Source organism: Streptomyces coryli, assembly GCF_011044975.1.
GTDB lineage: Bacteria > Actinomycetota > Actinomycetes > Streptomycetales > Streptomycetaceae > Streptomyces > Streptomyces coryli.
In genome coordinates, this window is the sequence record NZ_JAAKZV010000004.1 from 55,216 (window position 1) to 81,531 (window position 26,316).

Annotated in this window: 19 protein-coding genes; 9 read left to right on the top strand and 10 right to left on the bottom strand. The window is 70.8% G+C overall.

The genetic code is table 11. From position 1 onward, the window contains the following. Positions 1-8: 8 nt before the first annotated feature. The 4 genes from G5C51_RS02275 to G5C51_RS02290 are packed head-to-tail and all read right to left on the bottom strand — an operon-like array spanning position 9 to position 5,030. On the bottom strand, positions 9-1,313 hold the full coding sequence (locus G5C51_RS02275; protein ID WP_165230643.1) for a glycoside hydrolase family 125 protein: 1,305 nt from the start codon (positions 1,311-1,313) through the stop codon (positions 9-11). 14 nt (positions 1,314-1,327) lie between these two features. Beyond that, positions 1,328-2,329 (bottom strand): LacI family DNA-binding transcriptional regulator, encoded by a 1,002-nt coding sequence (locus tag G5C51_RS02280; protein WP_165230647.1) that lies wholly within the window; start codon positions 2,327-2,329, stop codon positions 1,328-1,330. Positions 2,330-2,373: 44 nt separating this feature from the next. Then, positions 2,374-3,309: an ROK family protein gene (locus tag G5C51_RS02285; protein WP_338117982.1), complete on the bottom strand. Its 936-nt coding sequence runs from the start codon at positions 3,307-3,309 to the stop codon at positions 2,374-2,376. Further along, positions 3,306-5,030: a class I mannose-6-phosphate isomerase gene (locus G5C51_RS02290; protein WP_420824779.1), complete on the bottom strand. Its 1,725-nt coding sequence runs from the start codon at positions 5,028-5,030 to the stop codon at positions 3,306-3,308. Before G5C51_RS02290 ends, G5C51_RS02285 begins: the two co-directional genes overlap by 4 nt. A gap of 516 nt (positions 5,031-5,546) precedes the next feature. Here G5C51_RS02290 and G5C51_RS02295 point away from each other — a divergent pair. Further along, positions 5,547-6,068: a hypothetical protein gene (locus tag G5C51_RS02295; protein ID WP_206313321.1), complete on the top strand. Its 522-nt coding sequence runs from the start codon at positions 5,547-5,549 to the stop codon at positions 6,066-6,068. 15 nt (positions 6,069-6,083) lie between these two features. After that, entirely contained in the window at positions 6,084-6,986 is a 903-nt protein-coding gene (locus G5C51_RS02300; protein ID WP_165230650.1) for an aminoglycoside phosphotransferase family protein, read from the top strand. Positions 6,987-7,015: 29 nt separating this feature from the next. Here the strand turns inward: G5C51_RS02300 and G5C51_RS02305 are convergent, their stop codons facing one another. Beyond that, a complete protein-coding gene (locus tag G5C51_RS02305) occupies positions 7,016-7,861 on the bottom strand; it encodes an IS5 family transposase (RefSeq protein ID WP_165230653.1) in 846 nt (281 codons plus the stop codon). A 37-nt stretch (positions 7,862-7,898) separates the two neighbouring features. Further along, a complete protein-coding gene (locus G5C51_RS02310; RefSeq protein WP_165230656.1) occupies positions 7,899-9,197 on the bottom strand; it encodes a serine hydrolase domain-containing protein in 1,299 nt (432 codons plus the stop codon). Positions 9,198-9,218: 21 nt separating this feature from the next. Between G5C51_RS02310 and G5C51_RS02315 the strand changes: the two genes are divergently transcribed. Then, positions 9,219-9,875: a Clp protease N-terminal domain-containing protein gene (locus G5C51_RS02315; protein WP_165230659.1), complete on the top strand. Its 657-nt coding sequence runs from the start codon at positions 9,219-9,221 to the stop codon at positions 9,873-9,875. 105 nt (positions 9,876-9,980) lie between these two features. On the opposite strand, the gene G5C51_RS02320 is transcribed toward G5C51_RS02315, so the two are convergent. Then, positions 9,981-11,216 (bottom strand): saccharopine dehydrogenase family protein, encoded by a 1,236-nt coding sequence (locus tag G5C51_RS02320; protein WP_165230662.1) that lies wholly within the window; start codon positions 11,214-11,216, stop codon positions 9,981-9,983. Positions 11,217-11,326: 110 nt separating this feature from the next. On the opposite strand from G5C51_RS02320, the gene G5C51_RS02325 reads away from it, so the two are divergent. From G5C51_RS02325 to G5C51_RS02340, 4 genes are all read left to right on the top strand, one after another. Further along, a complete protein-coding gene (locus G5C51_RS02325) occupies positions 11,327-12,043 on the top strand; it encodes a TetR/AcrR family transcriptional regulator (protein WP_165230665.1) in 717 nt (238 codons plus the stop codon). Positions 12,044-12,171: 128 nt separating this feature from the next. Further along, positions 12,172-13,503 (top strand): M28 family peptidase, encoded by a 1,332-nt coding sequence (locus G5C51_RS02330; RefSeq protein WP_165230668.1) that lies wholly within the window; start codon positions 12,172-12,174, stop codon positions 13,501-13,503. Between the two features lie 202 nt (positions 13,504-13,705). Beyond that, positions 13,706-16,537 (top strand): carbohydrate-binding protein, encoded by a 2,832-nt coding sequence (locus tag G5C51_RS02335; protein ID WP_165230671.1) that lies wholly within the window; start codon positions 13,706-13,708, stop codon positions 16,535-16,537. A 15-nt stretch (positions 16,538-16,552) separates the two neighbouring features. Then, complete coding sequence (locus G5C51_RS02340) at positions 16,553-18,712, top strand: glycoside hydrolase family 99 protein (RefSeq protein ID WP_165230756.1); 2,160 nt, start codon at positions 16,553-16,555, stop codon at positions 18,710-18,712. Positions 18,713-18,742: 30 nt separating this feature from the next. Here the strand turns inward: G5C51_RS02340 and G5C51_RS02345 are convergent, their stop codons facing one another. Continuing rightward, positions 18,743-19,552 (bottom strand): FkbM family methyltransferase, encoded by an 810-nt coding sequence (locus tag G5C51_RS02345; RefSeq protein WP_165230674.1) that lies wholly within the window; start codon positions 19,550-19,552, stop codon positions 18,743-18,745. 232 nt (positions 19,553-19,784) lie between these two features. Between G5C51_RS02345 and G5C51_RS02350 the strand changes: the two genes are divergently transcribed. After that, entirely contained in the window at positions 19,785-21,746 is a 1,962-nt protein-coding gene (locus G5C51_RS02350; RefSeq protein WP_165230677.1) for a serine/threonine-protein kinase, read from the top strand. 16 nt (positions 21,747-21,762) lie between these two features. On the opposite strand, the gene G5C51_RS02355 is transcribed toward G5C51_RS02350, so the two are convergent. Both G5C51_RS02355 and G5C51_RS02360 read right to left on the bottom strand, forming a co-directional pair. After that, a complete protein-coding gene (locus G5C51_RS02355) occupies positions 21,763-22,806 on the bottom strand; it encodes a LacI family DNA-binding transcriptional regulator (protein WP_165230680.1) in 1,044 nt (347 codons plus the stop codon). A gap of 107 nt (positions 22,807-22,913) precedes the next feature. Further along, on the bottom strand, positions 22,914-24,788 hold the full coding sequence (locus G5C51_RS02360; RefSeq protein ID WP_165230683.1) for a hypothetical protein: 1,875 nt from the start codon (positions 24,786-24,788) through the stop codon (positions 22,914-22,916). A 111-nt stretch (positions 24,789-24,899) separates the two neighbouring features. Here G5C51_RS02360 and G5C51_RS02365 point away from each other — a divergent pair, with 111 nt between their 5' ends. After that, positions 24,900-26,315, top strand: coding sequence for a sulfatase family protein (locus G5C51_RS02365; RefSeq protein WP_165230686.1), 1,416 nt, complete (start codon positions 24,900-24,902; stop codon positions 26,313-26,315). Position 26,316 lies beyond the last annotated feature (1 nt).

Genomic DNA, 26,316 nt, shown 5'->3' on the forward strand with positions numbered 1-26,316 from the left:
GGTGCGCGCTACTCGTCAGCGAGCCACAGGGAACGCGTGCCGAGCCCGGCCACGTCCAGGGCCAGTTCCGCGTACATCGCGTTGGCCCAGGAGAACCAAGGCCGGGTGAACCGGTGCGGGTCGTCCTTGTGGAAGGACTCGTGCATCGCGCCCGTACCGGCGTCGGTGTCGATCAGCATGCGCAGCGACTCCAGGCGCCGGGCCGGGTCCTCGCTCGTCAGACCCGCGACGGCGATCGCGATGGGCCAGATGTGCCCGTCCGGGGTGTGCGGGCTGCCGACACCCTCGGCGGCCGTTCCGCGATACCAGGTCGGATTGGCCGGGGAGAGCACGAATTTACGGGTCGCCAGGTACTGCGGGTCGCCCGGCGGGATCTTCGCCACCAGCGGGAGCGACAGCAGGCTCGGCATGTTGGCGTCGTCCATCAGCAGCGCATTACCGCGCCCGTCGACCTCGTAGGCATAGATCCGGCCGTACTCGGGATGATCCACGGTGCCGTGCTGCCCGACCGCCGCCCGCAGCTCGGCCGCCAATGCCGCGGCGTCGGCGGCGAGTTCGGTCTCCCGTACGTGCTCCGCCATCGCGGCCACGCCGTCGAGGGCGGCCGCCGCGCACAGGTTCGCGGGCACGTTGTACCCGTAGTCGCACGCGTCGTCGCTGGGCCGGAATCCGCTCCAGGTCATTCCGGTACGGGCCACAGGGGTGCCGCGCCCCGCGTTCGGCAGGGTGTCGGTCGGCGGCCCGTCCGAGCGCACGAAGCGATAGGCCGATCGGTGCTCGTGGTCCTGCTCCGTGCGCCACAGCGAGACGACGGTGCGCGCCGTTTGGACCGCCTGCGGCAGGTGGTCGGCACGCCCCGTCGCCGCCCAGAAGCGATGGGCGAGCAGCAGCGGGAAGGCGAGGGAGTCGACCTCGTATTTCTCCTCCCACACCCACGGGTCGTCGCAGAGGTCGTCCTGATCGTGGGCCTGCCCGGAGGGTTCGGCGTTGAAGGCATTGGCGTACGGGTTGTGGGCGATCTGCCCGAACTGCCGCCGCAGCACGGCGAGCAGGAGCTCCTGCAGTGCGGTGTCGTCCCGTAGCAGCGCCAGATACGGCATCAGCTGCGTGGACGAGTCGCGCAGCCACATGGCCGGGATGTCGCCGGTCACGACGAACGCGGTGCCGTCGGGCATCGGCCGGATGGTGCGCGCCAGGGTGTCGTCCAGGCAGCGCAGCAGCGTCTCCCCGAAGCGGGGGGCGCCGAGGCCGTCGAGGCGGCGGACCGCCTCGTGGATGACCGGGTTGTCCTTGACGGTGGTGGGGAAGTGCATCGTCGGCCTTCGGGTTACGCGCCGTAGCGGATGACGCGGGTCGGGACGGTGACGCGGCGGGAGGCGGGCGGCTCCGCGTCGCGCTGTGCGACGCGGTCGATCAGCAGGCGGGCGGCCTGGCGGCCGATCTCGTCCGCGTCGTACGAGACGACGGTCAGCGGGATGCCGAGGACGTCGGACAGGTCGAAGTCGTCGAAGCCGGCGACGGGGAGGGTGGTCTCCGCCTTGTAGAGAGCCCGGATCGCGCCTTGGCTGATGCGGTTGTTGGTGCAGAACAGCGCGGTGGGCTGTGCGTCCCGTTCCAGCAGTTCGCGGGTCGCCCGCTCCGCCGTACCGGCGTCGACCAGGCCCTGGCGGATGAGGTCGTGGACTGGTTCGATGCCGGCCTCTTCGTGCGCCGCCCAGAATCCGCGCAGCCGCTCGGCGCCGGTGTAGAGCGCCGGCGGGTTGCCGAGAAAGGCGATCCGGGTGTGTCCCTCGGCCAGCAGGCCGGCGGTGGCCTCGCGGGCGCCGTGGAAGTCCTCGACCAGGACGCAGTCGGTGTCGAGCCCTGCGGGCGGCCGGGCGGCGAGGACGACCGGGACGTGCCGCATGGCATCGGCCAGGTGCTGCTGGCGGCTGCCGGTCGGAACGACGATCAGGCCCTCGACCGAGTGGTCGATGAGGTCGTCAATCAGGTCGGGTTCGCGCTCGGCCTGCTCGGCGGAGTTGCTGAGCAGCATGCGGAAGCCGTACTCCGTGGCGACTTCCTGGACGCCGAGGGCGAGGCGCGAATAGAACGGGTTGGCAAGGTTGGTGACGACCAGACCGATCATGCCGCTGCCGCCGAGGCGCAGGCTGCGCGCGGTCTGATTGCGCCGGTAGCCCAGCCGGTCGACCGCGGCGAAGACCCGCTCGCGGGTCGCCTCGGAGACGCCGGGGTCGTTCTTCAGCACGCGTGACACGGTCATGGCGCTGACCTGCGCGAGCTTGCCGACGTCATGCATGGTCGGCCCACCGCCGCGGCGAGCGGTCATGACCCTGTCCCTTCCTCTGCCTGCCGGTTCCGGCGCCCCGGTGGTCATCGGGCGCCGGGTGTGTCCTGCGCCCAGTGGGCGGCTCCGATCAACGGTGCCTCCGCGGGCTGCCTGGCGGGCAGCACCGGCACGTCCGCGCCGCCGGCCGCAGCCAGTCCGGTGGCGAACGCCGGGTGGACCAGGTCCCACGACCGGGCCATGGAACCACCGACGACCACCGCGGTGGCCTCGAAGCGCTCGATCCACGGGCCGAGGGCCTGGCCAAGTGCGTCGAAAGCGTAGCGGAAGGCTTCCGCCGCGCAGGCGTTGCCCTGCTTGGCGCGCGCCGCGATCTCATGGACGTCGGGGAGGTCGTGAGCGTCGGCCGGCGCGGTGCGGTTGGCGTAGTGGGTGCGGATGCCGCGGCGCGAGATGGTGTCCTCCAGGGGGCGGCCGTGCACGGTCAAATGGTGCACATGCCCGCTCGGCGGCACCCGGGAGCCGTCGTGCACCGGCCGGCCGGCGGACAGGAACGCGGACCCCACGCCCGTACCGAGCGTCAGGCAGACCGCCCGGTCGTGACCGGCGGCGGCGCCGGCCCGGTACTCGCCGATCGCGAAGGCGTCGGCGTCATTGAGGAAGCGCAGCCGCTCGGCCCGGCCGGTCAGCCGCTGCCGCAGGCCGGCGCCGACATCGATGCCGGACAGGGACTCGAACTTCCCGATGCCGGTGAAGAGGCCGATCCCGGTGTCGTAGTCGAAGGGCCCCGGCATGGCCACGCCCCAGTGCGGGCGGTGGCCGGCCGGCAGCTCCAGCGCGGCGTCGGCGATGGCATCGAGGATGCCGTCGGCCGCGGCGTGCGCCCGCAGCGGCCGGCGCGTCACCGACGACGCGATGGGGTGGCTGCTTGCGGGATCGACGAGTGCGGCCGTCACATGGGTCCCGCCGACCTCGAGTACGGGTATGGGCGCGAGCGCTCCCCGCACGGAGGTCGCGGTCACGGCTCTACCACCAGGGCCTTGACGATCCGCACCTCGCCCGAGCCCACCGCGCGCACGCGGTAGGCGCCGGTCGCGGCGGGCACCGTGATGGTCTCCGCGAAGGCCAGGAAGTGGGTGCGGCCGTCGTGGGTCTCGATGACGGCGCCCTCGCCCGCGGCGACGTTGAGGAGGTGGAAGCGGCCCTCGGTGTCGTCGGCGATGTCCGCGTCCGGCGCCACGACGAGGCGGTGCACCGCGCAGAACATCTCCGGAAGCGCACCGATCACTTCCTCGCGCCACCCTTCGCCCGCGCGCAGCGTCCGCGGTTGCTGGACCAGGTCCTTGGTCACGTCCTCGCCGCGCCGGGTGGTGTCCAGGTTGGCGAAGCCGTGCTCGTACGGCAGCGGCCGGGAGTGGCCGGCGGCGTCCTGGCGCAGCCAGTCGTAGAAGCGCAGCGAGTAGAGATACGGCGTCGCACTCACCTCCAGCACCAGGTTGCCCGCGCCGGAGGCGTGCGGGGTGCCCGCGGGAATCATGAACAGCTGGCCCACCGTGGCCGGATGGCTCTGGACATGGTCCTCGACCGGCATCGGCGTGCCCTTGGCAATGGCATCCTGCACCTGGTGGCGCATGGTGTCGACATCCGCCTCCTCGGTGAGCCCGAGCAGCACCTTCGCGCCCGGCTCGCAGGCCGTGACGTAATACGTCTCGTGCTGCGTGTACGGCCAGCCGAACACCTCCCGCATGTACTGCTCCTGCGGGTGCAGGTGCAGGGACAGATTGCCGCCCCCCATCGTGTCCAGGTAGTCGAACCGGATCGGGAACGCGGTGCCGAACCGGCGGTGCACTCGCTCGCCGAGCATGTCCTCGGGGTGCCACACGCACAGCAGCTGGAACGGGGCCTCGACCTGCGCTCCGCCGGCCGCGCCGATGAGGACGCCCGCCTCGGGGGCGATCAGCTCGTAGCCCAGGGCCGTATTGCCGGCCTGCGGGGTGAAGCCCAGCTCGCTCGCCGCCCATTGCCCGCCCCACGGCGTGGAGTTGAAGTACGGGCGGGTGCGCACCGGGCCCCCGGCCAGGTGCGCGAAGGTCGCCCGCAGCGCGTCGCCGCGTACCGAAGCGGGCGCGGCCGGGTCCTGCATGTCGATCCAGCGCTCGACGCCGGCCGCGATCGCGTCGCGGTGCCGGTCCAGGACCGGCCAGTCGGTGTAGAAGAGGCGCAGCAGTTCACCGGGCTCGCCGGGACGTCCCAGATTCACGCCGACCGGCAGGTCGCCCTTGGTGATCGCCCCCTCGGCGTACCGCTTGGGCAGGTCCGCGTACCAGAGCACATCGGGACCGCAGAGCGAGGCGCCCGGTCCGAAGACCACCAGGACGGTGTCGGCGGCCGGACGTCCGGGCTGTGGGACGGTGTCGAAGAGGTCCGCGACCTGCGCCTCGGACAGCGGGGTGAAGAAGGTGTCGTCGGCGGGGACGGGCTGCGCGGTCAGCCGCTCGTGGGCCGCCGCCGCGTAGTGGCCGCGGATGTCCAGCGAGGTCGCCGTGCGTCCCGCCGCGCGCAGCGCCGCCGCGAGGCCGTCGGCGAGCACCGCCCAGTCCAGGGCCGCGGGACCGTCGACGGCCAGGAGGAGCGGGCCGGGCGGCAGATCGGCGACAGCGGCGGCCCACCCGGCCACTACCTGGCCTTCGACCGGCTCGTAGCTGGGGTGGGGATCGTACGAACGAGACGCGGGGACGGGCACTGCTGCTCCTTGGTCGGCTTCAGGATGCTCGTTAACGATAACAATGCTTGGCGGAAAGGATTCACGAGCTGGAGCAGGGAGACCGGCGACGCATTTAGGCGTCTGACCGGCAAAGCTATCAAGCAGCGGATCCCAGGATGCGCTCCGTTATCGTTGAACTCTTGATGTTCCCGGAATGGTGTCGTTAACGTACTGACAATACGCAGCGGGCAACTCCGGGTTTTCCAGGGAAGGTGGCCCGATTCCGTAAAGGTGATCAATGTCAGCACGGGAGCAGGACCAGCAGCGCGGCCGGGCCACTTGCCCGGCGTCGCTTCCTTGCCGGGATGGCCGCCGGCGCGGCCGCCCTGACGGCGGGAGGCTGCGCCCGCACCCGCCGCCTACGCGTGACCGTGCACCTGCCGCATGACGCCGCCCGTATCGACATAGCGAACCGGATCGACAAGTCCGCGACGCTGACCAACGGGAGCGCGTACTTCGGCCACCGGCGGCGTCACCGGCACCGGGCTGGAGACCGTGCCCGGGTCTGCCACCCACATGCGCGCCATCCGCCGCTGGACCGGCCTCAGCGACAGCACCCACCACGCCGTGCTCGCCACGATCGACACCCCGCTCTTCCAGCTCGGCGGCATCGCCATCCCTTACATCCCGTACCCGCAGTCGCTGCCGCAGCACGAACCGGCCACCGTCTACGCCGCCACCTTCGGCACGCCCGTAAGCGGGGAGCAATTGGCCGCCCGCACGGCAGCCGTCACGGGCCACCCCCTGGTACCGGTCCGGGCCCGCGCCGCAGCCGAGGCCGAGCCGCCGGCACAGCAGCACTTCCTGACGGTGGACGACTCCGGCGTAGGCCTGGTCGGCCTCACCGCCCCGGGCGAGGGCACCCTGCCGCCTGACCACACCCTTCACCATCACCCGCGCCTTCAACACCAACTACCTCGGCCTCGCCCCGACCGAACTGGCCCTGGATCCGGACGGAGCGATCCCGGTCAACGTGCCCCCACTCGGCACCGCCGCCGTCACCCTCCAGCTGTTTGATGTGACACTGCAGGAGTGATCGAAGTACCGGACGCCGTACGCAACATGGCTCGCTCAGCCGGTGCCGAAGACTGGCTCGAGCGCCTGCCCGCGCTTGTCTCGAGCCTCGAGGCCGACTGGTCGATCAGCGTGGGGCGGCCGTACACGGGCGGGTCCGGGGCCTATGTGGCCGAAGCGACCCGGGCGGACGGAGCCGCAGCGATTCTCAAGGTGCTGGTGCCGGGCCTGGGGAACGACTCCTCCAACGAGGCGATGGTGCTCCGCATCGTTGGAGGAGAAGGCTGCCCGGCGCTCTACCGGCATGACGCCGACCGGGACGCCCTGCTCATGGAACGACTGGGGCGGCCGATGTTCGAGCTCGGCCTGCCGCTCGCGCGTCGCCTCGAGATTCTCTGCGATACGGCGGCGCACATCTGGCGGCCCGCGCCGGGCTGCGGGCTGCCCACCGGTGCCGAGAAGGCCCGGTGGCTCGCCGACTTCATTGTGAGGTTGTGGGAGGAACTCGATCACCCCTGTTCCGAGAAGGCGGTCGAGCACGCCCTCGCCTCGGCCCGACGGCGGGAGCAAGCGCACCGCGACGAGAAAGCCGTAGTGGTCCACGGCGACGTGCACCAGCTGAACGCGCTGCAGAGCGATGGCGGCTTCAAGCTGATCGATCCGCACGGTGTCCTTGCTGAGGCCGAGTACGACCTCGGTGTCCTGATGCGTGGAGACCCGGTCGAGCTGCTCGCCGGCGACCCCTTCGAGCGGGCCCGTTGGCTGGCCGCCCGGACGGGGCTCGATCCCGTGGCCACCTGGGAGTGGGGCGTGATCGAGCGGGTGAAGACGGCACTGCTCTGCACGCGGATTCACCTTCAGCCTCTCGGCAGGGACACGCTCCGGGCAGCGGAGGCCGTCGCTGGTTTGTCGATGTCGTAGGCGCCCAGCGCTAGGGCCTTTCTTTTGGATCAGGTGATGGACCACAGGAAGATGCCGACGATGAGGAGTCCAGCGCCGTAGATGGTTGCGGTCTTGTCGTAGCGGGTGGCGATGCCGCGCCACTGTTTCAGGCGGTTGATGCACCGTTCGACGGTGTTGCGCTGTCGGTAGGCATCGCGGTCGAAGGCGGGTGGTCTGCCGCCACGGCTGCCCCGACGTTTGCGGTGGACTTGCTGGTCAGCCGGTAGGGGGATCACCGCACGAATCCCGCGTCTGCGCAGGTACGTGCGAATGGCGCGGGATGAGTACGCCTTGTCCGCCAGGACCACATCCGGACGCGTTCGCGGTCTCCCATGGACGCGCGGGACCCGTAAGGCCGCCATGACCTGCTCGAAGGCAGGGGCGTCCCCTGCCTGGCCGGGGGTGAGCACGAAGGCCAGCGGCCGGCATCGTCCGTCTGCAGCCAGATGGATCTTCGTAGTCAGGCCGCCGCGTGACCGGCCCAACGCATGGTGATTTGGTTCGCCTTCCAGGGCCCCTTCCTTGCGGGCCCCGGCGGCGTGCTGGTGGGCACGCACAACGGTGGAGTCCACGGCCACCACCCACTCCAGATCCGCCTCGGCGTCTGCCTGAGCCAGCAATGCGGTGAAGATTCGCTGCCAGGTGCCGTCTATCGCCCAGTTCCGCAGCCGTGTGTATACGCCCTTCCAGGAACCGTATCGCTCAGGCAGTTGCGGCCACGGCGAGCCGGTCTGGAACTTCCAGGCGATCGCATCGATCACTTGCCGGTGATCTCGCCACCGGCCGCCCCGAGTGGGCGCGCGATCGGGAAGCAGTGGCTCGAGCCGCACCCACTGCCCGTCCGTCAAAGGCATGTTCGGCCTTGACAGCGGACAATCAGACGGCATGGGGTCAGGGGATGCGTCGCCATACGCGCATCCGCCAGCGCAGGTAGCCGGGGCGGCCATCATCATCGAAATCGAAAAATGCCACCGGCCCGGCCGGTGAAGTGAACGTGAGGCGGTCCTGCGGGGCGAGGGTGAGGTCTGGCAGTCCGGCTGCCCGCACGAGCAGTCCGTCGCCGACGCGTTGGACGTCGAGGGGAGTGACGTGCGACGCATAGCGACCCGTGTAGCCGTCGAGGTTCGATGCGGCGGACTCGTGGGCGTGGTGGTGTGAGGGAGTGGGAGGGTCGAGGAGGGAAGTGGCGGCGTCAATGCCCTGCCGGGAGTTGGTCAGGACGACGATCGCGGCTCCGTTTTCGGGGTCGGCGGTGATAATGCCGGACTGGCCAGGGTAGGCGCCTCCGATGCGGACGCTGGAGTACCGCGCGTTGCTCCACAGCATCCAGCCGAGGCCCGGCCCGCGCATGGTGGGCACGCCGCCGGGCGCCGGGACCTGAAGGGCCCGCATGATCTCGGTGCCGGGCTCATCCAGGTGGGCGCGGGTGAATCGGGCCAGGTCCGCGGCGGTGGTGACCAGTGTGCTTCCGGCCGGAGCGAGCGACGGCGTGCACATCGGGTCCCCAACCGGGAGCGGGAGCGGCAGGGCTCGGCTGTCGCGGACGTCGTGGCCCCGGGCCGCGTCCGGGTCCTGGGCAGCCTCGGAGTCCCGGAGGAAGCTGGTATTGGCCATGCCGGCCGGGTCGAGGACGCGGGTGCGCAGGGCGTGCTCAAAGGGCTGGCCGAGGACGAGTTCGAGGATGCGTCCGGCCAGAACGAAGCCGCCGTTGCAGTAGGAGAAGGCGGTGCCGGGCGGGAAGAGCGAGCCGACGGTAGTCAGGTGGTCGGCGTAACGGGCGAGACGGTCGTCGCTGTCACCGGTGTCGAGGAAGAGATCACCGGCGTCCAGGCCGCTGGTGTGTCCGATCAGATGACGCAGCCGCAGGTCGTCGGGCCACGGGCCGGGGAGGTAGCGGGAGACGGGATCTTCCAGGCTGAGCTCACCCTTGTCGGCACAGTGCACCACGAGGCCGGCGGTGAGCAGTTTGGTGATGGAGCCAGGGCGGAACCGTGTGCGGGGCAGTACGGGCTGCTCGGACTCCAGGTCGGTGAGGCCGGCGACCCCAGTCCGGATTGCACCGTCGAGGACGCCCGCAGTCTGAACGCCCGGGATGTGCGGCAGGCTGGCCAGTCGGTCGGCGAGGGCCTGCGGGTCCGCGGCCAGCTCACGGAGGGGGTGCACTATGCGGTTATCGATGGGGTTATGCATGGGGGTATAGTCTGGGGTGTCATGGGAAAAGTCAACGTCTATCTGCCGAACGACCTCGAACGCGCCGTGCGAGCAGCCGGACTGTCGATCTCGGCGATCTGCCAGGCGGCGCTCCAGCGGGAACTGTCCGCGCTGGAACGGCTGCGGTCCGAGGGACAGGCGCCGTACACACCGCGCCTGCGCGCCATCCTGGACGGGGCCAAGGCCGACCAGGCGAGGCAGGGCCGAGATGTCACCGCCCTCGACCTGGCGGGCGCGATCGCCCGCCACGGCGAGAACCTCGGAGCCCGCACACTTACAGCCCTCGGGATCGAGCTGCCGGAACCGCAGCCAGAGAGCGCGGCAGCAGCCACCGACGGTCACAGCCGACTGGCGCCGGATGCCGTCGATGTACTGACCGCCGCCTACAAGGTGGCCGCGGAAATGCGGCACCAGCACCTCGGCACGGAACATGTGGTGATCGCCCTGGCCGCCGAGGACTCCCCGCTGCATGACGTGTTCAGCGTGCTCGGCATCAGCGATCGACTGGTGCAGCAGCAGGTCGAGCGCCTGCTCGACAACCCCTGGACCACCGACCACGCTGCCCCGGAGGACAACACGGCACGGCTGGACCGCCTCGATCAGGAAGTCCAGCGAATCGCCGCCGAGATCGCCAACCTCCGCGCCACCGACGCCTGACCCGCCAACCTGCGCCCCCGAGCGGGCATGACACAACGGCCCGGTAGCTTCCAGCGCAGTCACGACCTGCAGGGCGAATCAGCAAGCTGATCCAAGAGAAGGGCCCTAGCCCTCCTCCCGCAGCCCCCACGGCGACCCGTACTCCTCCAGCAGGTCGACGAACGGCCGGGCCGGCAGTGCCTCCGGGCCGAGCACCCCGGTGCTCGTCCAGGTGCTGCCGGCCAGTAGCTCGAGGGCGATGACCGGGTTGATGGCGGTCTGCCAGACCACGGCCTGGCAGCCGTATTCGCGCATCGACCACTCGTTGTCGACGACGTGGTAGAGGTACACCTCGCGTGCGGCGCCGTCCTTGGTGCCCTTGACCCACGTGCCTGCACACGTCTTCCCCGTCATACGGTCGCCCAGTGCCGCCGGGTCGGGGAGGCAGGCGGCGACCACGTCGCGCGGGGAGACCTCGGCGGGACGGCCGTCGGCGCCGGGGACGGTGACCTTGGCGGTGGAGTCGAGGCCGAGTGCGTGGAGGGTCTTGAGCTTGGCGATGAAGTCGTCGCCTAGGCCGTATTTGAAGGTGACGCGGCGGGCGTCGACCCAGCGGGGGATGAGCAGCACCTCCTCGTGCTCGACGTTGACGCACTCCACCGGGCCGATGCCCTCCGGGAAGTCGAAGACCTCCGGCTCGCTGAAGGGCGCGGTGGTGAACCAGCCGCGGTCCTTCTCGTAGATCACGGGTGGATTGAGGCACTCCTCGATGGTGGTCCAGATGCTGAAGGAGGGGGCGAAGTCATAGCCCTCGACCGTCAGATTGGCGCCGTCGCGGACGCCGATCTCCTCGATCTCGTCGAAGAGTTCGTCGGCCGCGTGCCGGGCGAAGACGTCCGACAGACCCGGCTCCACGCCCATGCCGACCAGGGCCAGCCGGCCCGCGCGGTCCCACTGCTCGGCCAGCGCGAACTGGCCGTCGCCGAGCTTCGTCCCGCAGTTCTCGTACGGGCGGGTGGCGTGCGGCGCGGACAGCGACATCGCCATGTCCAGGTAGTGGATGCCGGCGGCCAGCGCGGCGCGGAACAGCGGCATGACGAAGCGCGGGTCGACGGCGTTGAGGAGGACGTCGCAGCGGGTCTCGGCGATGAGCCGGCGCACGGCCTCCTCGTCGGAGGCGTCGAGGTGCCGGGCGGAGAAGCGCTCCGCGTGCCCGTCGTAGTCCTTGAGCGCGGCGACGGCCGCCTCGGCGCGGGCGGGGTCGTGGTCGGCGACGACCATGTGGGTCAGGAAGTCGCGGCGGGCCGCGATCCGGGTGATGGCGGTACCGACGCCGCCCGCGCCCACGAGGAGTACGCGCATGTCACACACCTTTCGTTGCGGAGCTGCCTGGTCGAGGTGACTCGATGCAACGCGACCCGACCCGTTAAGGTCAACGCCGTTGGCATAAGAAACGGGGAGGGCGGGGCGCGATGGCGAAGAAGGTCGTACGGGAGGGGGAGCGGCGCCGGCGGCGGCCGACCCGGCAGGGCACCGTGCTGTCCGAGCGGCTGATCGTCGAGACGGCGCTGCGGATGCTGCGCGAGCACGGCAGCGCCGGGCTGACCGCACGGCGGCTCGGGGTCGCGCTCGGCGCCGATCCGAGCACGCTCTACCGGTACTTCGCCGGTCTCGACGACCTGACCCGGGCGATCGGCGATGAGCTGATGGGGCACGCCCTCGACGGCTGGCGCGCCACGGGGGAGTGGCGCGCCGACCTGCGTGCGCTGGGGCTCGCCATCCACGCCTCCTACCTCGCGCATCCGCAGGCCGCCGTGCTCACCGCGAGCCGGGTCACCGGCCGTCCCCGGGAGATCGAGGTCGACGAGACGATCCTCGGCATCCTCCGCGGCGCCGGCTTCCCGGATCAGGACGCCGTCGGCGTCTACCACGCCTTCATCGACCTGAGCCTGGCCTTCGCCGCCCTGGACGCGGGCGCCCTGACGCTCACCGACCAAGTCCGCGAGACCGACGAGCAGATGTGGGACTCCACCTACGCCCGCCTCCCCGCCGACACCCATCCCCACATCGCCGCCACGGCGCCGCTGCTGGCCGGACGGATGACGCGCAGCGCGTATCCGGAGGTGCTGGAGACGCTGCTGGAGGGGGCGGCGGCGCGACTCGGGCGGCGGGCGCGGCGGGGCGGGTGAGTAGTCCGCTGCGAGCGTCCGCTATGCGAACAGGCGCGTCCGGTTTCTGACCGGTTCTGCACCTTGACGGTCTCACGCCTCAGATCGAACATCAGGCGACCGTTTCCGTACACACCCCGGAGACCACCATGAGACCCAGCAGGACCGTTCTGCCCCACCGCCGCAGACGGGTCACCGCAGGCGTCATCGCCCTGACCATGGGCGGCCTGTTAGCGGCCACCGCGCCCACGGCCCTCGCCGCCCCGGCGGCACCGACGCTCGCGGCCCCCGACATCCCGCTCGCCAACGTCAAGGCGCATCTGTCCCAACTGCAGTCCGTGGCCACCGCCAACGGCGGCAACCGCGCCCACGGCCGCCCCGGCTACAAGGCCTCCCTGGATTACGTGAAGGCCAAGCTGGACGCCGCCGGATTCACCACCAGCGTCAAGCAGTTCACCTCGAACGGCGCCACCGGCTACAACCTGATAGCCGACTGGCCCGGCGGCGACGCCAACCAGGTCCTGATGGCAGGCGCCCATCTCGACAGCGTGAGCAGCGGCCCCGGCATCAACGACAACGGCTCCGGATCGGCCGCCGTACTCGAAACCGCCCTGGCCGTCTCCCGCGAACAGCTCAAACCCGCCAAGCATCTGCGGTTCGCCTGGTGGGGCGCGGAGGAGCTGGGCCTGATCGGCTCCAAGAACTACGTCAACAGCCTGCCCGCCACCGAACGTTCGAAGATCAGCGGCTATCTGAACTTCGACATGATCGGCTCGCCCAACCCCGGCTACTTCGTCTACGACGACGACCCCGTCATCGAGAAGACCTTCAAGGAGTACTTCACCGGCCTGGGCGTCCCCACCGAGATCGAGACCGAGGGCGACGGCCGCTCCGACCACGCCTCCTTCAAGAACGTCGGCATCCCGGTCGGCGGCCTCTTCACCGGCGCCAGCCGCACCAAGACCAGCGCCCAGGCGCAGAAGTGGGGCGGCACCGCGGGCCAGGCCTTCGACCGCTGCTACCACTCGTCCTGCGACACGACGTCGAACATCAACGACACCGCGCTCGACCGCAACAGCGACGCGATCGCCCACACGGTGTGGTCGCTGGCGGCGGACACGCCCGTACCGCCGGGCGACACGTACGAGAACACCACCGACGTCAGTATCCCGGACAACGGCGCGGCCGTGACCTCGACGGTGACCGTGGCCGGCCGTACCGGGAACGCGCCGGTGGCGCTCAAGGTGGCCGTCGACATCCGGCACACCTGGCGCGGCGACCTGGTCGTCGATCTCCTCGCCCCCGACGGCACGCCGTACCGCCTGAAGAACTCGAGCAGCAATGACTCGGCGGACAACGTGATCGCGACCTACACGGTCGACGCTTCCAGCGAGGCCGCGAACGGTGCCTGGAAGCTGCGGGTGCAGGATGTGGAAGCCCAGGACACGGGCTACATCAACAGCGTGAAGCTGACGTTCTGAGATCAGCGGACGACCATGGACCGAGCTCCGGCTCGCTTGTGGTCGTCCGCACTCCGTTATTTTGACACGCGCTTGACAAATTGCGCCGGGCTCGACAGCATGCAACTCGCCAGCCCAGAGCCGCAATTTGTTGGCACACGCATGTAATTTCTCTGCAGAGCGCCATGCCTGACCTCTCCCCAGCACGTCAGGAGGAAGCTCCATGCCCGCACGCCCTCATGCCTTACGTTCCGTCGTCTGCGTCCTCGCCCTGCTGCTGGGCGCCGCCGCGGCCGCCGGACCCCCGGCCACCGCCATGCCCGACGCACCCGGCGCCCAGCCCGCGGCGATCCCCGCGGCCGACTACCAGCAGGTCCAACTCGCCACCGGAGCCGCCGAAATAGGCGAGGCGATGTCCCTGACCGTGCTCCCCGACCGGTCGGTCCTGCACACCGCCCGCGACGGCACCGTCCGCTTCACCGACGCCGCCGGCAACACCAAGGTCGCGGGCAAGCTCGCCGTCTACACCCACGATGAGGAAGGCCTGCAGGGCATCGCCGCCGACCCGGGCTTCGCCAGCAACCGGCACGTGTGGGTGTACTACTCGCCCAAGCTCAACACCCCCGCGGGAGACGCCCCGACCTCCGGCTCGGCCGCCGACTTCGAGCCGTACAAGGGCCACCTCAACCTCTCCCGCTTCACCCTCAAAGCCGACGGCACCCTCGACCTGGCCAGCGAGAAGGTGACCCTCGAGGTCGCCAACGACCGCGGGCAGTGCTGCCATGTCGGCGGCGACATCGACTTCGACAAGAACGGCAACCTCTACCTGACCACCGGGGACGACACGAACCCCTTCGAGTCCAGCGGCTACACGCCGATCGACGAACGCGCCGACCGCAACCCGCAGTTCGACGCCCAGCGCTCCTCCGGCAACACGAACGACCTGCGCGGCAAGCTGCTGCGCATCAAGCCCACCGCGGACGGCGGCTACACCGTCCCGGCCGGCAACCTCTTCGCCCCGGGCACCGCTAAGACCCGCCCGGAGATCTACGCGATGGGCTTCCGCAACCCGTTCCGGATGTCCGTCGACAAGCCGACCGGCACGGTCTATCTCGGCGACTACGGCCCGGACGCCGGCACCACGAACGCGAGCCGCGGCCCCAGCGGCCAGGTCGAGTTCGACCGGATCACCGCCCCGGGCAACTACGGCTGGCCGTACTGCACCGGCACCAACTCCGCCGCCGAGACCTACACCGAGTACACCTTCCCCAGCGGCCCGTCCGGCGCCAAGTACGACTGCGCGGGCGGCGCGACGAACAACTCCCCGCGCAACACCGGCCAGAGCAAGCTCCCGGCGGCCAAGTCCTCCTGGATCCGCTACGGCGGCGACGCCGGCTCCCCGCCGGAGTTCGGCAGCGGCTCCGAGTCCCCGATGGGCGGCGAGGTCTACCGCTACGACGCGGGCTCCAGCTCCACGGTCAAATTCCCGCAGTCCCTCGACGGCCGCTACTTCGCCACCGAGTACGGCCGCAAGTGGATCAAGGCGGTCACGGTGAACGCCGACGGCTCGCCCGGCACCATCGAGGACTTCCCCTGGAGCGGCACCCAGATCATCGACAGCGACTTCGGCCCCGACGGGGCGCTGTACGTCCTGGACTACGGCACCGGCGGCGGCAACCAGGCGCTGTACCGCATCGAGTACCTGGGCGGCGCCAACCGCAACCCGGTCGCCAAAGCCGCCGCCGACAAGACCTCGGGCCAGGCCCCGCTCGCCGTGAAGTTCTCCTCCGCGGGCAGCTCCGACCCCGAGGGCGGCGCCCTGACCTACTCCTGGGACTTCGGCGACGGCACAAAGTCCACCGAGGCCAATCCGTCGCACACGTACACCGCCAACGGCACCTTCAAGCCGACCCTGACGGTCAAGGACCCGCAGGGCCTGACCGGCACCGCCAGCCTCGTCGTCACCGTCGGCAACACCGCCCCGACCGTGACCCTGAAGACCCCGGCGAACGGCGCCCTCTTCGCCTTCGGCGACACCGTGCCCTTCACCATTACGGCGAGCGACCCCGAGGACGGCCAGATCGACTGCTCGAAGGTCAAGCTCACCTATCTCCTCGGCCACGACAGCCACGAGCACCAGATCACCAGCACCACCGGCTGCTCCGGCACGCTCACCGTGCCCAAGGACGGCGAGCACGACGCCGCCGCAAACCTCTACGGCGTCTTCGACGCCTCGTACACCGACGCCGGCGGCCTGACCGGGCACAGCAAGAACGTCCTGCAGCCCCGCCACCGCCAGGCCGAGCACTTCACCGGCCAGTCCGGCGTCCAGCTCGCCTCCCACGCACCCGCCGAGGGCGGCAAGACCGTGGGTTATACGGATGACGGCGACTGGATCGCCTTCAAGCCGTACGAGCTGAGCAAGGCCAACGGCATCAGCGCCCGGGTGTCCTCCGGCGGCGCCGGCGGCAAGCTCGAGGTCCGGGCCGGCTCGCCGACGGGCACCCTGCTGGGCACCGCCACCGTGCCGGTGACCGGCGGCTGGGAGACCTTCACCGACGTCACCGCCCCGCTCGCGGGCGCACCCGCCGGCACCGCCGAGCTCTACCTGGTCTTCCGCGGCCCGACAGGCCAGGGCAACCTCTTCGACCTGGACGCCTTCACCCTCACCTCCAGTACGCAGACGGTCGAGGGCGAGGCGTACACCTCGAGCTCCGGGGTGCAGGTGGCCAATCACGGCCCGGCGAGCGGCGGCAAGACCCTCGGCTACATCGACAACGGCGACTGGGCCGGCTACGCGGGCGTCAGCGCCACCGGCGCCAAGAGCTTCAGCGCCAAGGTGTCGTCGGCGGGTGCCGGCGGCACCGTCACCATCCGCGCCGGATCGGCGACGGGGACGGTGCTGGGCTCGGTGAGTGTGCCGCAGACCGGGGGCTGGGAGACGTTCACGACGGTGAACACCGGGCTGAGCGCCGGCACCGGGCCGGTCTATCTGACTTTCAGCGGCGGCACCGGGTCGCTGTTCGACATCGACACCTTCACCGTCAGCCGCTGACAGGAGCAGCACATGATGAAGCTCAGATCCTTACGCCGCGGTGCCACCGCCGCCGTGCTGGCCGTCGCCGCCGGCCTGTTGAGCCCGACGGCCCCGGCGCACGCGGCCCCGGTGACCGACGCCGCGGCCTCGTTCGACGTCCTCGTCTTCTCCCGCACGGCCGGCTTCCGGCACGACTCCATCCCCGCCGGCATCAACGCCATCCGCGCCCTGGGAACGGCGAACGACTTCACGGTCACCGCCACCGAGGACCCGGCGGCCTTCACCCCCGGCAACCTGGCCGGCTACGAGGCGATCGTCTTCCTCTCGACGACTGGCGACGTCCTCAACGACAGCCAGCAATCGGCGCTGCAGGCCCGCATCGACGGCGGCGGCGGTTTCGTCGGCGTGCACGCGGCCGCCGACACCGAATACGACTGGCCGTACTACGGCGACCTGGTCGGCGCCCGCTTCAAGAGCCACCCCGCCATCCAGCAGGCCAAGGTCGTCAACGAGGACCGCAGCCATCCGGCCACCGCCCACCTGGGCGCGACCTGGACCCGTACCGACGAGTGGTACAACTACCGCGCCAACCCCCGCTCCTCGGTGCACGTCCTGCAGAGCCTCGACGAAAGCTCCTACAGCGGTGGCGAGATGGGCGGCGACCACCCCATCACCTGGTGCCACCGGCAGGGCAGCGGCCGGTCCTTCTATACCGGTCTCGGGCATACGGCCGAGTCGTATGCGGATCCGGCCTTCCGGGCGGAGCTGCTGGGTGCGCTGCGGTACGCGTCCGGCGTGGCGCCGGCCGATTGCGCGCCGCCCGCCGGGGAGAGCAAGCGGACGGTCGAGGGCGAGGCGTACACCTCGAGCTCCGGGGTGCAGGTGGCCAATCACGGCCCGGCGAGCGGCGGGAAGACCCTCGGCTATATCGACAACGGCGACTGGGCCGGTTATGCGTCCGTCCCGGCGGCAGGGGCGACGCACTTCAACGCCCGGGTCTCCTCCGCCGGCGCCGGCGGCACCATCGACGTCCGGTCGGGCTCCGCCACCGGCACCGTCCTGGGCTCGGTGAGCGTGCCGAAGACCGGGAGCTGGGAGACGTTCACGACGGTCGGGACGGCGCTGCGCGGCGGCACCGGGCCGCTGTATCTGACCTTCCGCGGCGGCTCCGGCTCGCTCTTCGACGTGGACACCTTCACCGTGACGTACGCGAGCACGCCCAAGGCGCTCGCGTCCGACGTCCACCTCTTCTACTACCCGTGGTACGGCAGCCCGGCCGGGCACGGCAGCTGGCGCCATTGGCAGCAGGGCGGCCGCACGCCACCGGACGACATCGGCGCGAACTTCTACCCGGCCCTGGGCCCGTACGACTCCGGTGACTTCGCCGGCGCCGTCGCGGAGCAGATGAAGTGGGTGCGGCGCTCCGGCGCCGGCGTCATCGTCTACAGCTGGTGGGGCCGCGGCGGCTACGAGGACGGGCTGGCCCGCGGCGTGCTGGACGCCGCGGCGAAGGAGGGCGTGAAGGTGGCCTGGCACCTGGAGCCGTACGGCGATCGCACCGCCGCCTCGACAGTCGCCGACATCAATTACATCAACGACACGTACGGCGGCCATCCGGCCTTCTACCGGGACGCGGCGCACGGCAACAAGGGCGCGTACTACGTCTTCGAGTCCCTGAAGATCGCCGACTGGTCGGCGCTCGACCAGGTCACCGATGACAGCATCGTCCTGGCCCAGACGACGGACACCACCAAGATCGCCCACTTCTCCGGGATGTACACCTACGACGGCATCGCCGGCGCCACGGCGCCGGGCTGGAAGCAGGCCGGCGACTACGCGAAGGCGAACAACCTGATCTGGGCGCCCTCGGTGGCCCCGGGCTATGTCGACGACCGAGCCGTGCCCGGCAACACCACCCCGACCCTGACCCGCGACAACGGCGCGGCCTACGACAAACAATGGAACAACGCCCTCGACCCGTCGATCGGCGGCTCACCGACCTGGGTCTCGGTGACGTCCTTCAACGAATGGCATGAGGGCAGCATCATCGAACCAGCGGACAGCACCCCGCCCGCCGGCCACGGCTACGAGACGTACGACGGCGCGTACGGGCGGACCGGCGCGGACGCGGAGACGGCGTATCTGGACCGGACGGCGTACTGGGTCGGGCGATTCACGGGGACGGGAGGCTGAGGCCTGCGGGACGGCCGCCTCCCGGGCCGCTCAGTCGGCGTAGGCCCCGCGGCTGCGCGGGGACCGTTCGCCGGGGCGGCGGCCGTCTGGCAGGAACAGGACCGAGTTGACGTAGCGCGGGCCGCGGAAGGGGCCCACGCGGCGGAGCAGGCCCCGCTGGGCCAGGTGGGCGGTGGCGGCCTGGTGGCGGGCGAGGTCGAAGTGGTCCAGTGGGACCCAGGCGTGTGCGGGCAGTATCCAGCCCCGGTAGGCGTGGTCCGCCAGCTGCTTGATGACCGGTTCCAGCGGCTGGATACGGGCCTCCAGCTCGACGATCAGGGCCGGGCGGTCCCGGGTGAGGAGGTGCTGGGCGCCGCGCAGGACGGGGAGTTCGTTGCCGTCCACGTCGATCTTGATGAAGTCGACGCGGCCGGTCTCGGCGTTGGCGATCTCGTCGAGGGTCAGGCACCGCACGTCCAGGGCGTTGGCGTGGATGTCCCGGCGCACCAGGGAGGACACGCCGCGGTCGCCGCGGTCCCCGGCCGGCAGCCAGAGCCGGGCCGTGCCCGGGCGGTCGGTGGCCGCTGCCTCGACCACGCGGACATTACCGGGCGTGGCCGCGGCCAGACTCCGGGCCAGGTGCGGCACCGGCTCCACGGCGACTACCTTGCGGGCGCGCGGGGCGAGCCGGCGCGTCCACGGCCCGTACCAGCCGCCGACGTCGAGGGCGAGGTCGCAGTCGGGCGGGCAGAAGTCGCCGAGCCGGGCGAGCTCGGGCTCGAAGCGCGGATACATCCAGTGCGCGAGCGCGCCCGTGAGGCGCGTGGGCAGCAGCGGACCGATGCGGGATGCGATGGTCATGACGGACCGACTGCCTGGGTGGCTTCGGTGCGGGCGAGGGTCTCCAGCACGGTGGTGTGGGGGTTCATGAACCGGCTCAACTCCTTGGGCCAGGTGTGGGCGTGATCCTTGTGATCCTTCGGCCGGTGCGGGGGCGCTCGGCGACCAGCATGCCGGTGCGGGGCGTGCTTTGGAACATTAGTCAGGATCAATAACCCTGCCTGAGCACAGGGCAGTTCGCTACTCTCCCACCATGATCGAGGGCGGGGACGGGCAGGTCGTCGACGGACGCTTCGAGCTGCTCGAGCGGCTCGGCAGCGGTGGGATGGGCACCGTATGGCGGGCGCGGGACCAAGCGCTGGACCGGGAGGTCGCGCTCAAACAGGTCCGCCCGCTCGCACCGGAACTCGCCCCCGAGGGCTCGGCCGCCTCCCGGGTGCTGCGCGAACGCATGCTGCGCGAGGCGCGGGCGCTGGCCCGGATCAGCCACCCGAATGTCGTGACGATCCATCACGTCGTCGACGACGGCGAAGCCGCGTATCCGTGGCTGGTGATGGAGCTGGTGCCGGGACGCAGCCTCGCCGAGCGGCTGGCCGACGGGGCGCTGCCGCCGACGGAGGCCGCCCGGATCGGCCGCCAGGTGCTGGCCGGCCTGCGTACCGCACACGCCGCCGGGATCTGCCACCGCGACGTCAAGCCCGCCAACGTAATGCTGCGCCCGGACGGCGCCGCCGTCCTCACCGACTTCGGCATCGCGGCGCTCCAGCGCACCGGCCAGGTGGACCCGGCGGTCGGCTCCGCGTCGCTGACCGCGACCGGCGAACTCATCGGTACCCCTGACTACCTCGCCCCCGAGCGCATCCGCGGCACGGACGACGAACCCGCCTCGGATCTGTGGTCGCTCGGGATGCTGCTGTACGTCGCCGTGGAGGGCCACAACCCGCTGCGCCGGACCACTCCGCTGGCCACGCTTGCGGCGGTTCTCGACGGTGAGGTGCCGCCGCCGGTACGGGCCGGGGCGCTGACGCCCGTACTGGCTGAACTGCTCGTGCGGGACCCGGCGGCTCGGCCGTCGGCGGCGCGGCTGGACGAGATGCTGGGTGCGGCGGCGGAGGCGGGCGGGCTGGCGACGGCTCCGCTCGCCGAGGCGGAGGAGCGGACGCTGACGGCCACGCAGCCGGTGTCGCAATCGACCCCGCAGCCGGCCCCGCAACCGGCCGCGCAGCCGGCGCAGCCGTCCGAGCCCGCCGCCGAGGCACCGCCCGCCGCCCCTGTTCCCGCGCCCCGCCGCAGGCGCGCATGGCTCACCGCCGGGGCTGCCGTCTTGGCAGCGGTGCTGGTGGCGATCACGGCGTACTCCCTGGGCGACACCGGCGGCGACGGCGGGGACGGTGGCTCGGATGCCAAGAACAAGCTCGACCTCGTGCAGCCGGGCACCCTCACCGTCGCCGTGAGCGGCGACCGCAGCGGCAGCGCACACCACCTCACCTATGCCGCCAGCGACAGCGGCTGGCTGGAAGACGCCAGCCCCGGCCCGAAGGAGGGCGACTGGATCGGCCCGGACCCCGAGCTGGCCAAGGCGCTCGCGGAGCGGCTCGGTCTGCGGGTGAAGGTCGTCGGCATCGATATGTTCGGCCCCGGAGACCCGTTCGACGCGCTGGGCAGAGACTACGACGTGGTGATGCCGAGCACGGAGTTCTCCACCTTCGACGCGAAGGAGCGGAGGGGCGTCGACTTCATCCACTACTTCGATTACGCCCACACCCTCTACGCCCGGTGGAAGACCGCCAGCAAGATCCGTTCGTGGGACGACCTGTGCGGCCTGAAGGTCGCCCCGTTCGAAGATGACGACAAGGACGCACTCCGCGACATTTCCTACAAGGTGTGCGGCCCTGACCCGATCAAGGTGACCAACGTCAGCATCTTCGACCTTCCCGAGCCGCTCCAGAAGGGTTCGATCGACGCGGTGGTCAGCGACCTCCCGTTCGCCGTCGTGCAGGCGAAGGAATCCGACGGCGAATTCCACCTCCCCGCCGCCGACCTGACCGACGCCGGCCCGCTCGGCATGGCGGTGAAGGGCTCCAACACCACGCTGCGCAAGGCCCTCACAAGCGGCTTCGACAAGCTCATCACCGGCGGCGACTACACCACCATCCTCAAGAACTGGAACCTGGAACACGGCGCCGTCCGCGCCACCAGGATCATCCGCGACTGATCCAGGCAGATGACGATCAGCCTCCGCCAGCACGCTCCATGGCATCCGTGCCCACCGTGCTCTCCCGCGCCATCACCTCGAATCCCGCGACCACCTGCCGCGCCGGGCGGTTGGCGCCCTCGATGCGTTCGGTGAGCATATTGACCGCCGTACGGGCGATGCCCTGCTTGTCCGGTGCGATGGAGGACAGCGAGGGGGTCGACAGGCGCGCGCCCTCGACGTCGTCGACTCCGATGACGGCGATGTCGTCCGGCACGCGGACGCCGCGGGTGCGGAGCTCGCGCAGGGTGGCCAGCGCGGTGCGGTCGTTGAAGCAGAAGATGGCGTCCGGTGGGTCCGGCTGCGCCAGGAGGTGATCCACCACGGCCTCGGTGACGTCGTGCGGGGCGTTCGGCTGGTGGTGGGCGACCAGCGCGGGATCGGGCTCGATCCCGGCCGCGGTGAGGGCGGCGAGATAGCCGGCGTGCCGCCGTCGCGGCTCCGGCGGGGCGCCGGTGCGCTTGGTCAGCGGCGGGCCGATGGCGCCGATCCGCCGGCGGCCGAGGCCCACCAGGTGCTCGATGGCCGCGGCCACTGCCGCCTTGCTGTCGATCGCCACGCTGTCCGCGGACTGGACCTTGCGCTCGCCGAGCAGCACCAGCGGGGTGCGGTCGGCGCGGTTGCGCAGATACGTGGCGGACAGCGACCACGGCTGCAGGATCATGCCGTCCAGCAGCTGACTGCGGAAACCCTCGGCGACGTGCTTCTCCCGTTCCAGATCGCCCTCGGTGCAGTCGATCAGCACGGTCAGGCCGCGGTCCTGGGCCTCCCTGACGATCAGGTGCGCGATCTCGGCGAAGTACGGATTCATGGTCGTCGGGACGGCCAGCGCGATGAGGCCGGTGCGGCCGCTGCGCAGGTTGCGCGCGGCGATGTTGGGCCGGTAGTTCAGCTCTGCCAGCGCCCGCTCCACCTTGCCCCGGGTCTCAGGCGTCAGATGCGGATAGCCATTGAGGACGTTGGACACGGTCTTCATGGACACGCCCGCAAGCTTGGCCACGTCTTTGATTGTTGCGCTCATTGCCGCACTCCTCCGCACCCCGCCGAACAGGCGGGACCCCGCCGACTCGAAGCATTCTGCACTGGGAGGAGCGGGTCCGCACCGGCGGGCCCGCCCCCCCCGTCATCTCACACGGGCACCTCGAACAGCGTGACGGAATGTGCGGGGAAGGTGTGCCGGCCACCGCCGCCGACATCCTTCTCGGCCGTGGTCACCTTGAGGGCGTCGGGGTCATCCGCGCTGTTGTAACTGGAGATCTCGGCCCCGTTGAGGGTGTGCACCTTCGCCTTGCCCCCGGCTCCCGGCGGCAGGGCGAGGCCGGCGGTCACGGCCTGCTCGCGGTCCCGGTTCAGTACGAGCAGCCGCACCGTGCCGTCCTCGGCGCGGGTGCTCAGCACCCGAAGGGCCGGATAGCCGCCGCCGGTGGCCTGCGGGTTGTTCTGCACCTCGCGCTGCACCGGCGTCGAACCGGCCAGCTTGCTGACCAGGCCGAGCATGCGGGCCCGTCCGGTGTCGGTGAAGTCGGGGGCGCCGCCGAAGAGCTCACCGGCCACCGGCCGGTCGGCGTTGAGGTTCGAGGAGATGGCGAGGGGCACGCTGTGGTCGGCCATGCCGATGACGTGTCCGGCCTGGATGAGCACGTTGGTCATCGACCCGGCCCATCCCGCCGGGGCATCGTCCGGATTGCCGGAGTTGATCGTCCCGTACTCGCTCACCTCGAGGAACGGCCGCTTGTCGCCGCCCGGTCCGTACTGCTTGATGGCGGCCTCGAGCGCGTCGAGCTCCCCGTCCACGACCTTGTCCGCCTCCGGCATGAACCGGTCGTGGATCTCGGCGGAGGTGCCGGCCACCGCGCGGTTCAGATAGAGGTGCGGGCCGATGCAGTCGTACGCGTGCTCGCGGCCCATCAGCTGCACGAAGGCGGGTTTCTCCCAGGGTGAGCAGACCGAGATCGACGGGTCGGCCTTCTTCATCGCCGCGTAGAAGTCGGTGAATCCGGCGTGCGGCCCTGAGTCGTAGTCGGCGCGGATCGGGGCGTCCGCGGGTGGGATACGGCCGTGTGTGCCGTCGCCGAAGCGCACCTGCCCGGTCTTGGCGTTCAGCTCGTACACGGCGGCGTCGGACGCGGCGGCACCGAGGTCGGCGACCCGGCGCCAGGCCTCGCCGCCGACCCGTACCGTCGCGCTGCCGGGGACCACGGGCGGATACCAGACCTGGAATTCCTGCCCGGCCGAGCCGTCGCTCTTCCCGGCCTCCGGCCGGTGGTCGCACGCGGAGCCGAGCGGCTGGTCCTGCTGCCGCTGGGTGCCGCCGAAGGCGAACTGACGGAGCCGGGTGTCGAGGTTCTCGGCGCGCCAGTATGCCTGGTTGGGGAGGTACAGCTCGTTGCCGACCTCCCATACGCGGACGTCGTACGGGCCCTGGTGGCCGTTGTCCGCGCGTACCTTGGCCCAGTCGGTGCCGCCGTTGGGGTTGGCGCCGACCTCGGCGTTCATGTACTCGACGTAGTCGCCGGCGTCCCGCGGGGTCTGGGTGGTGCCGTTGGTCATGACGGTGGTGCGGGCGCCGATCGCCTCGACGAAGCGCTCGTTCTCGTCCGGCCCGTACCGGCTGTCCATCGGCTCGCCGCCCCCGCCGACGAAGCCGCCGCCGACCTGGCAACCGCGTTTGTGCTGCGGGCCGATGGCCCGCTTCCAGTCGTAGAGGTTGGCGACGGTGCCGCCGGGATAGCGGACGAGCTTCAGCCTGGTCTGCTTGGCGAGCTCGACCATGCGGGCCGACGGCTCGTTCCGCGCGGTGTCCCACATCCCGAGCCCGTCGCGCGGCCAGCGGTGATTCGCGCCGACGATCTGATCGCGGACGGTGGCGGCGGTCGCCTCGGTGCCGACGGTGATCGTGACGTCGGCCGCTTCCGCGCGAGGGGCGGCGGGTGCCGCCTGGGCGATGGTGGTGAACACGAGCAAGCCGCCGAGTGCGGTGGCGAGCGCTGTACGTCGGTGCATCCGTCCCCTCCGGGGTAGCGGGTTCACTGCCGTTGTGTGTACAACGCTGTGTACAACGTAATAGAACCGGGAGCAAGGCCAACTGCACACACGAGCCCAGGAGGTGGCGGGATGCCCGGGAAGCGGCCCGCGGTGTTGTTGATCACGGCGGATCAGCTGCGGCGGGATGCGCTGGGCTGTTACGGGGGCCGGGCGGTGGCGACGCCGCATCTGGACCGGCTGGCGGGGGAGGGGACGGTCTTCGACCGGGCGTATACGGCGAGTCCGACCTGCCTGCCGAGCCGCAGCTCGCTGCTGACCGGGCGCTATCCGCGCAACCACGGGGCGTACAGCAACTTCCGGGATGTGGCGTGGCTGTCTCCTGAACTGCCGAATCTGTACCGGGCGTTCGGGGAAGCGGGCTACGAGGTGGGCCATGTGGGCAAGTGCCACTTCGCGCCGGTCCCGTACGGGAATACGCGGCCGGACGCCACGCTCCCGTACGACGATTTCTTCGAGCACTACCGCAAGCTCGGCATCGATCACCTGGCGCTGCAGGACGGCAAACATGTCTCCGTGTGGTTCCGCGACGACTTCTCGGCGGAGCTGGAGGCGGCCGGGTACCTGGACGCGTACCGGAAGGCCATGTGGGACCAGGAGGCGCGGAAGGTCTTCACCTTCCCCGGCCCGGCGGAGTGGCACCCGGACGCGTGGGTGGGGCGCAAAGCGGTCGAGCTGATCACATCGCGTGCGACCGGGGACGGCCCGCTGTTCGCGTGGGTCTCGTTCAGCGGGCCGCATTTCCCGTTCGATCCGCCGGCGGAGTATCTGGAGCGGGTGGACGAGGCGGAGCTGGGTGAGCCGCGGATCGACCCCGAGGAGTGGACCGATCCCGCGCGCCTGCACTACCGCAGCTTCCACGGTCCGTCGAAGGGACGGGTGGAGGGCGGCGGCGACCGGCACAACGAGCCGGAGTACTGGCGGCGGCTGCGCAAACACTACGCGGCGAATGTGGCGCTGATCGACGACCAGGTGGGCGCGGTGGTGGCCGCGGCGAAGGAGCGTTACGGCGACGACCTGGTGGTGGCCTTCACCTGCGACCACGGCGAGATGCTCGGCAACCACGGCTTCTGGGGCAAGCTGCGCTGCTATTACGACGACGTGCTGCGCGTGCCGCTGATCGTCCGCCGCCCGGGCGGCGTCGGGGCGGGGGAGCGGAGCGATCGCCTGACGAGTCTGGTCGACGTCTACCCGACGCTACGGGCCGCGGCAGGGCTGGCGCCGGACGCCGGCTGCGACGGCCGGCACGTGGACGAGACCGGACACGCGCACGTCTTCGCCGAGGGCGAGGGCTTCACGACCGTGACAGACGGCCGCCACAAGCTGGCCACCGCCCGCGCCGAGGGCATGACGCACACGGAGCTGCACGACACGGCCTCCGACCCCGGCGAGGTCCACAACCTCGCCGGGCTGCCGGAGGCCGCCGCCGTACAGCGCGATCTGCAGGCGGCCACGCTAGACGCGCTGCTGCGCACCACGCTTCCGTGAG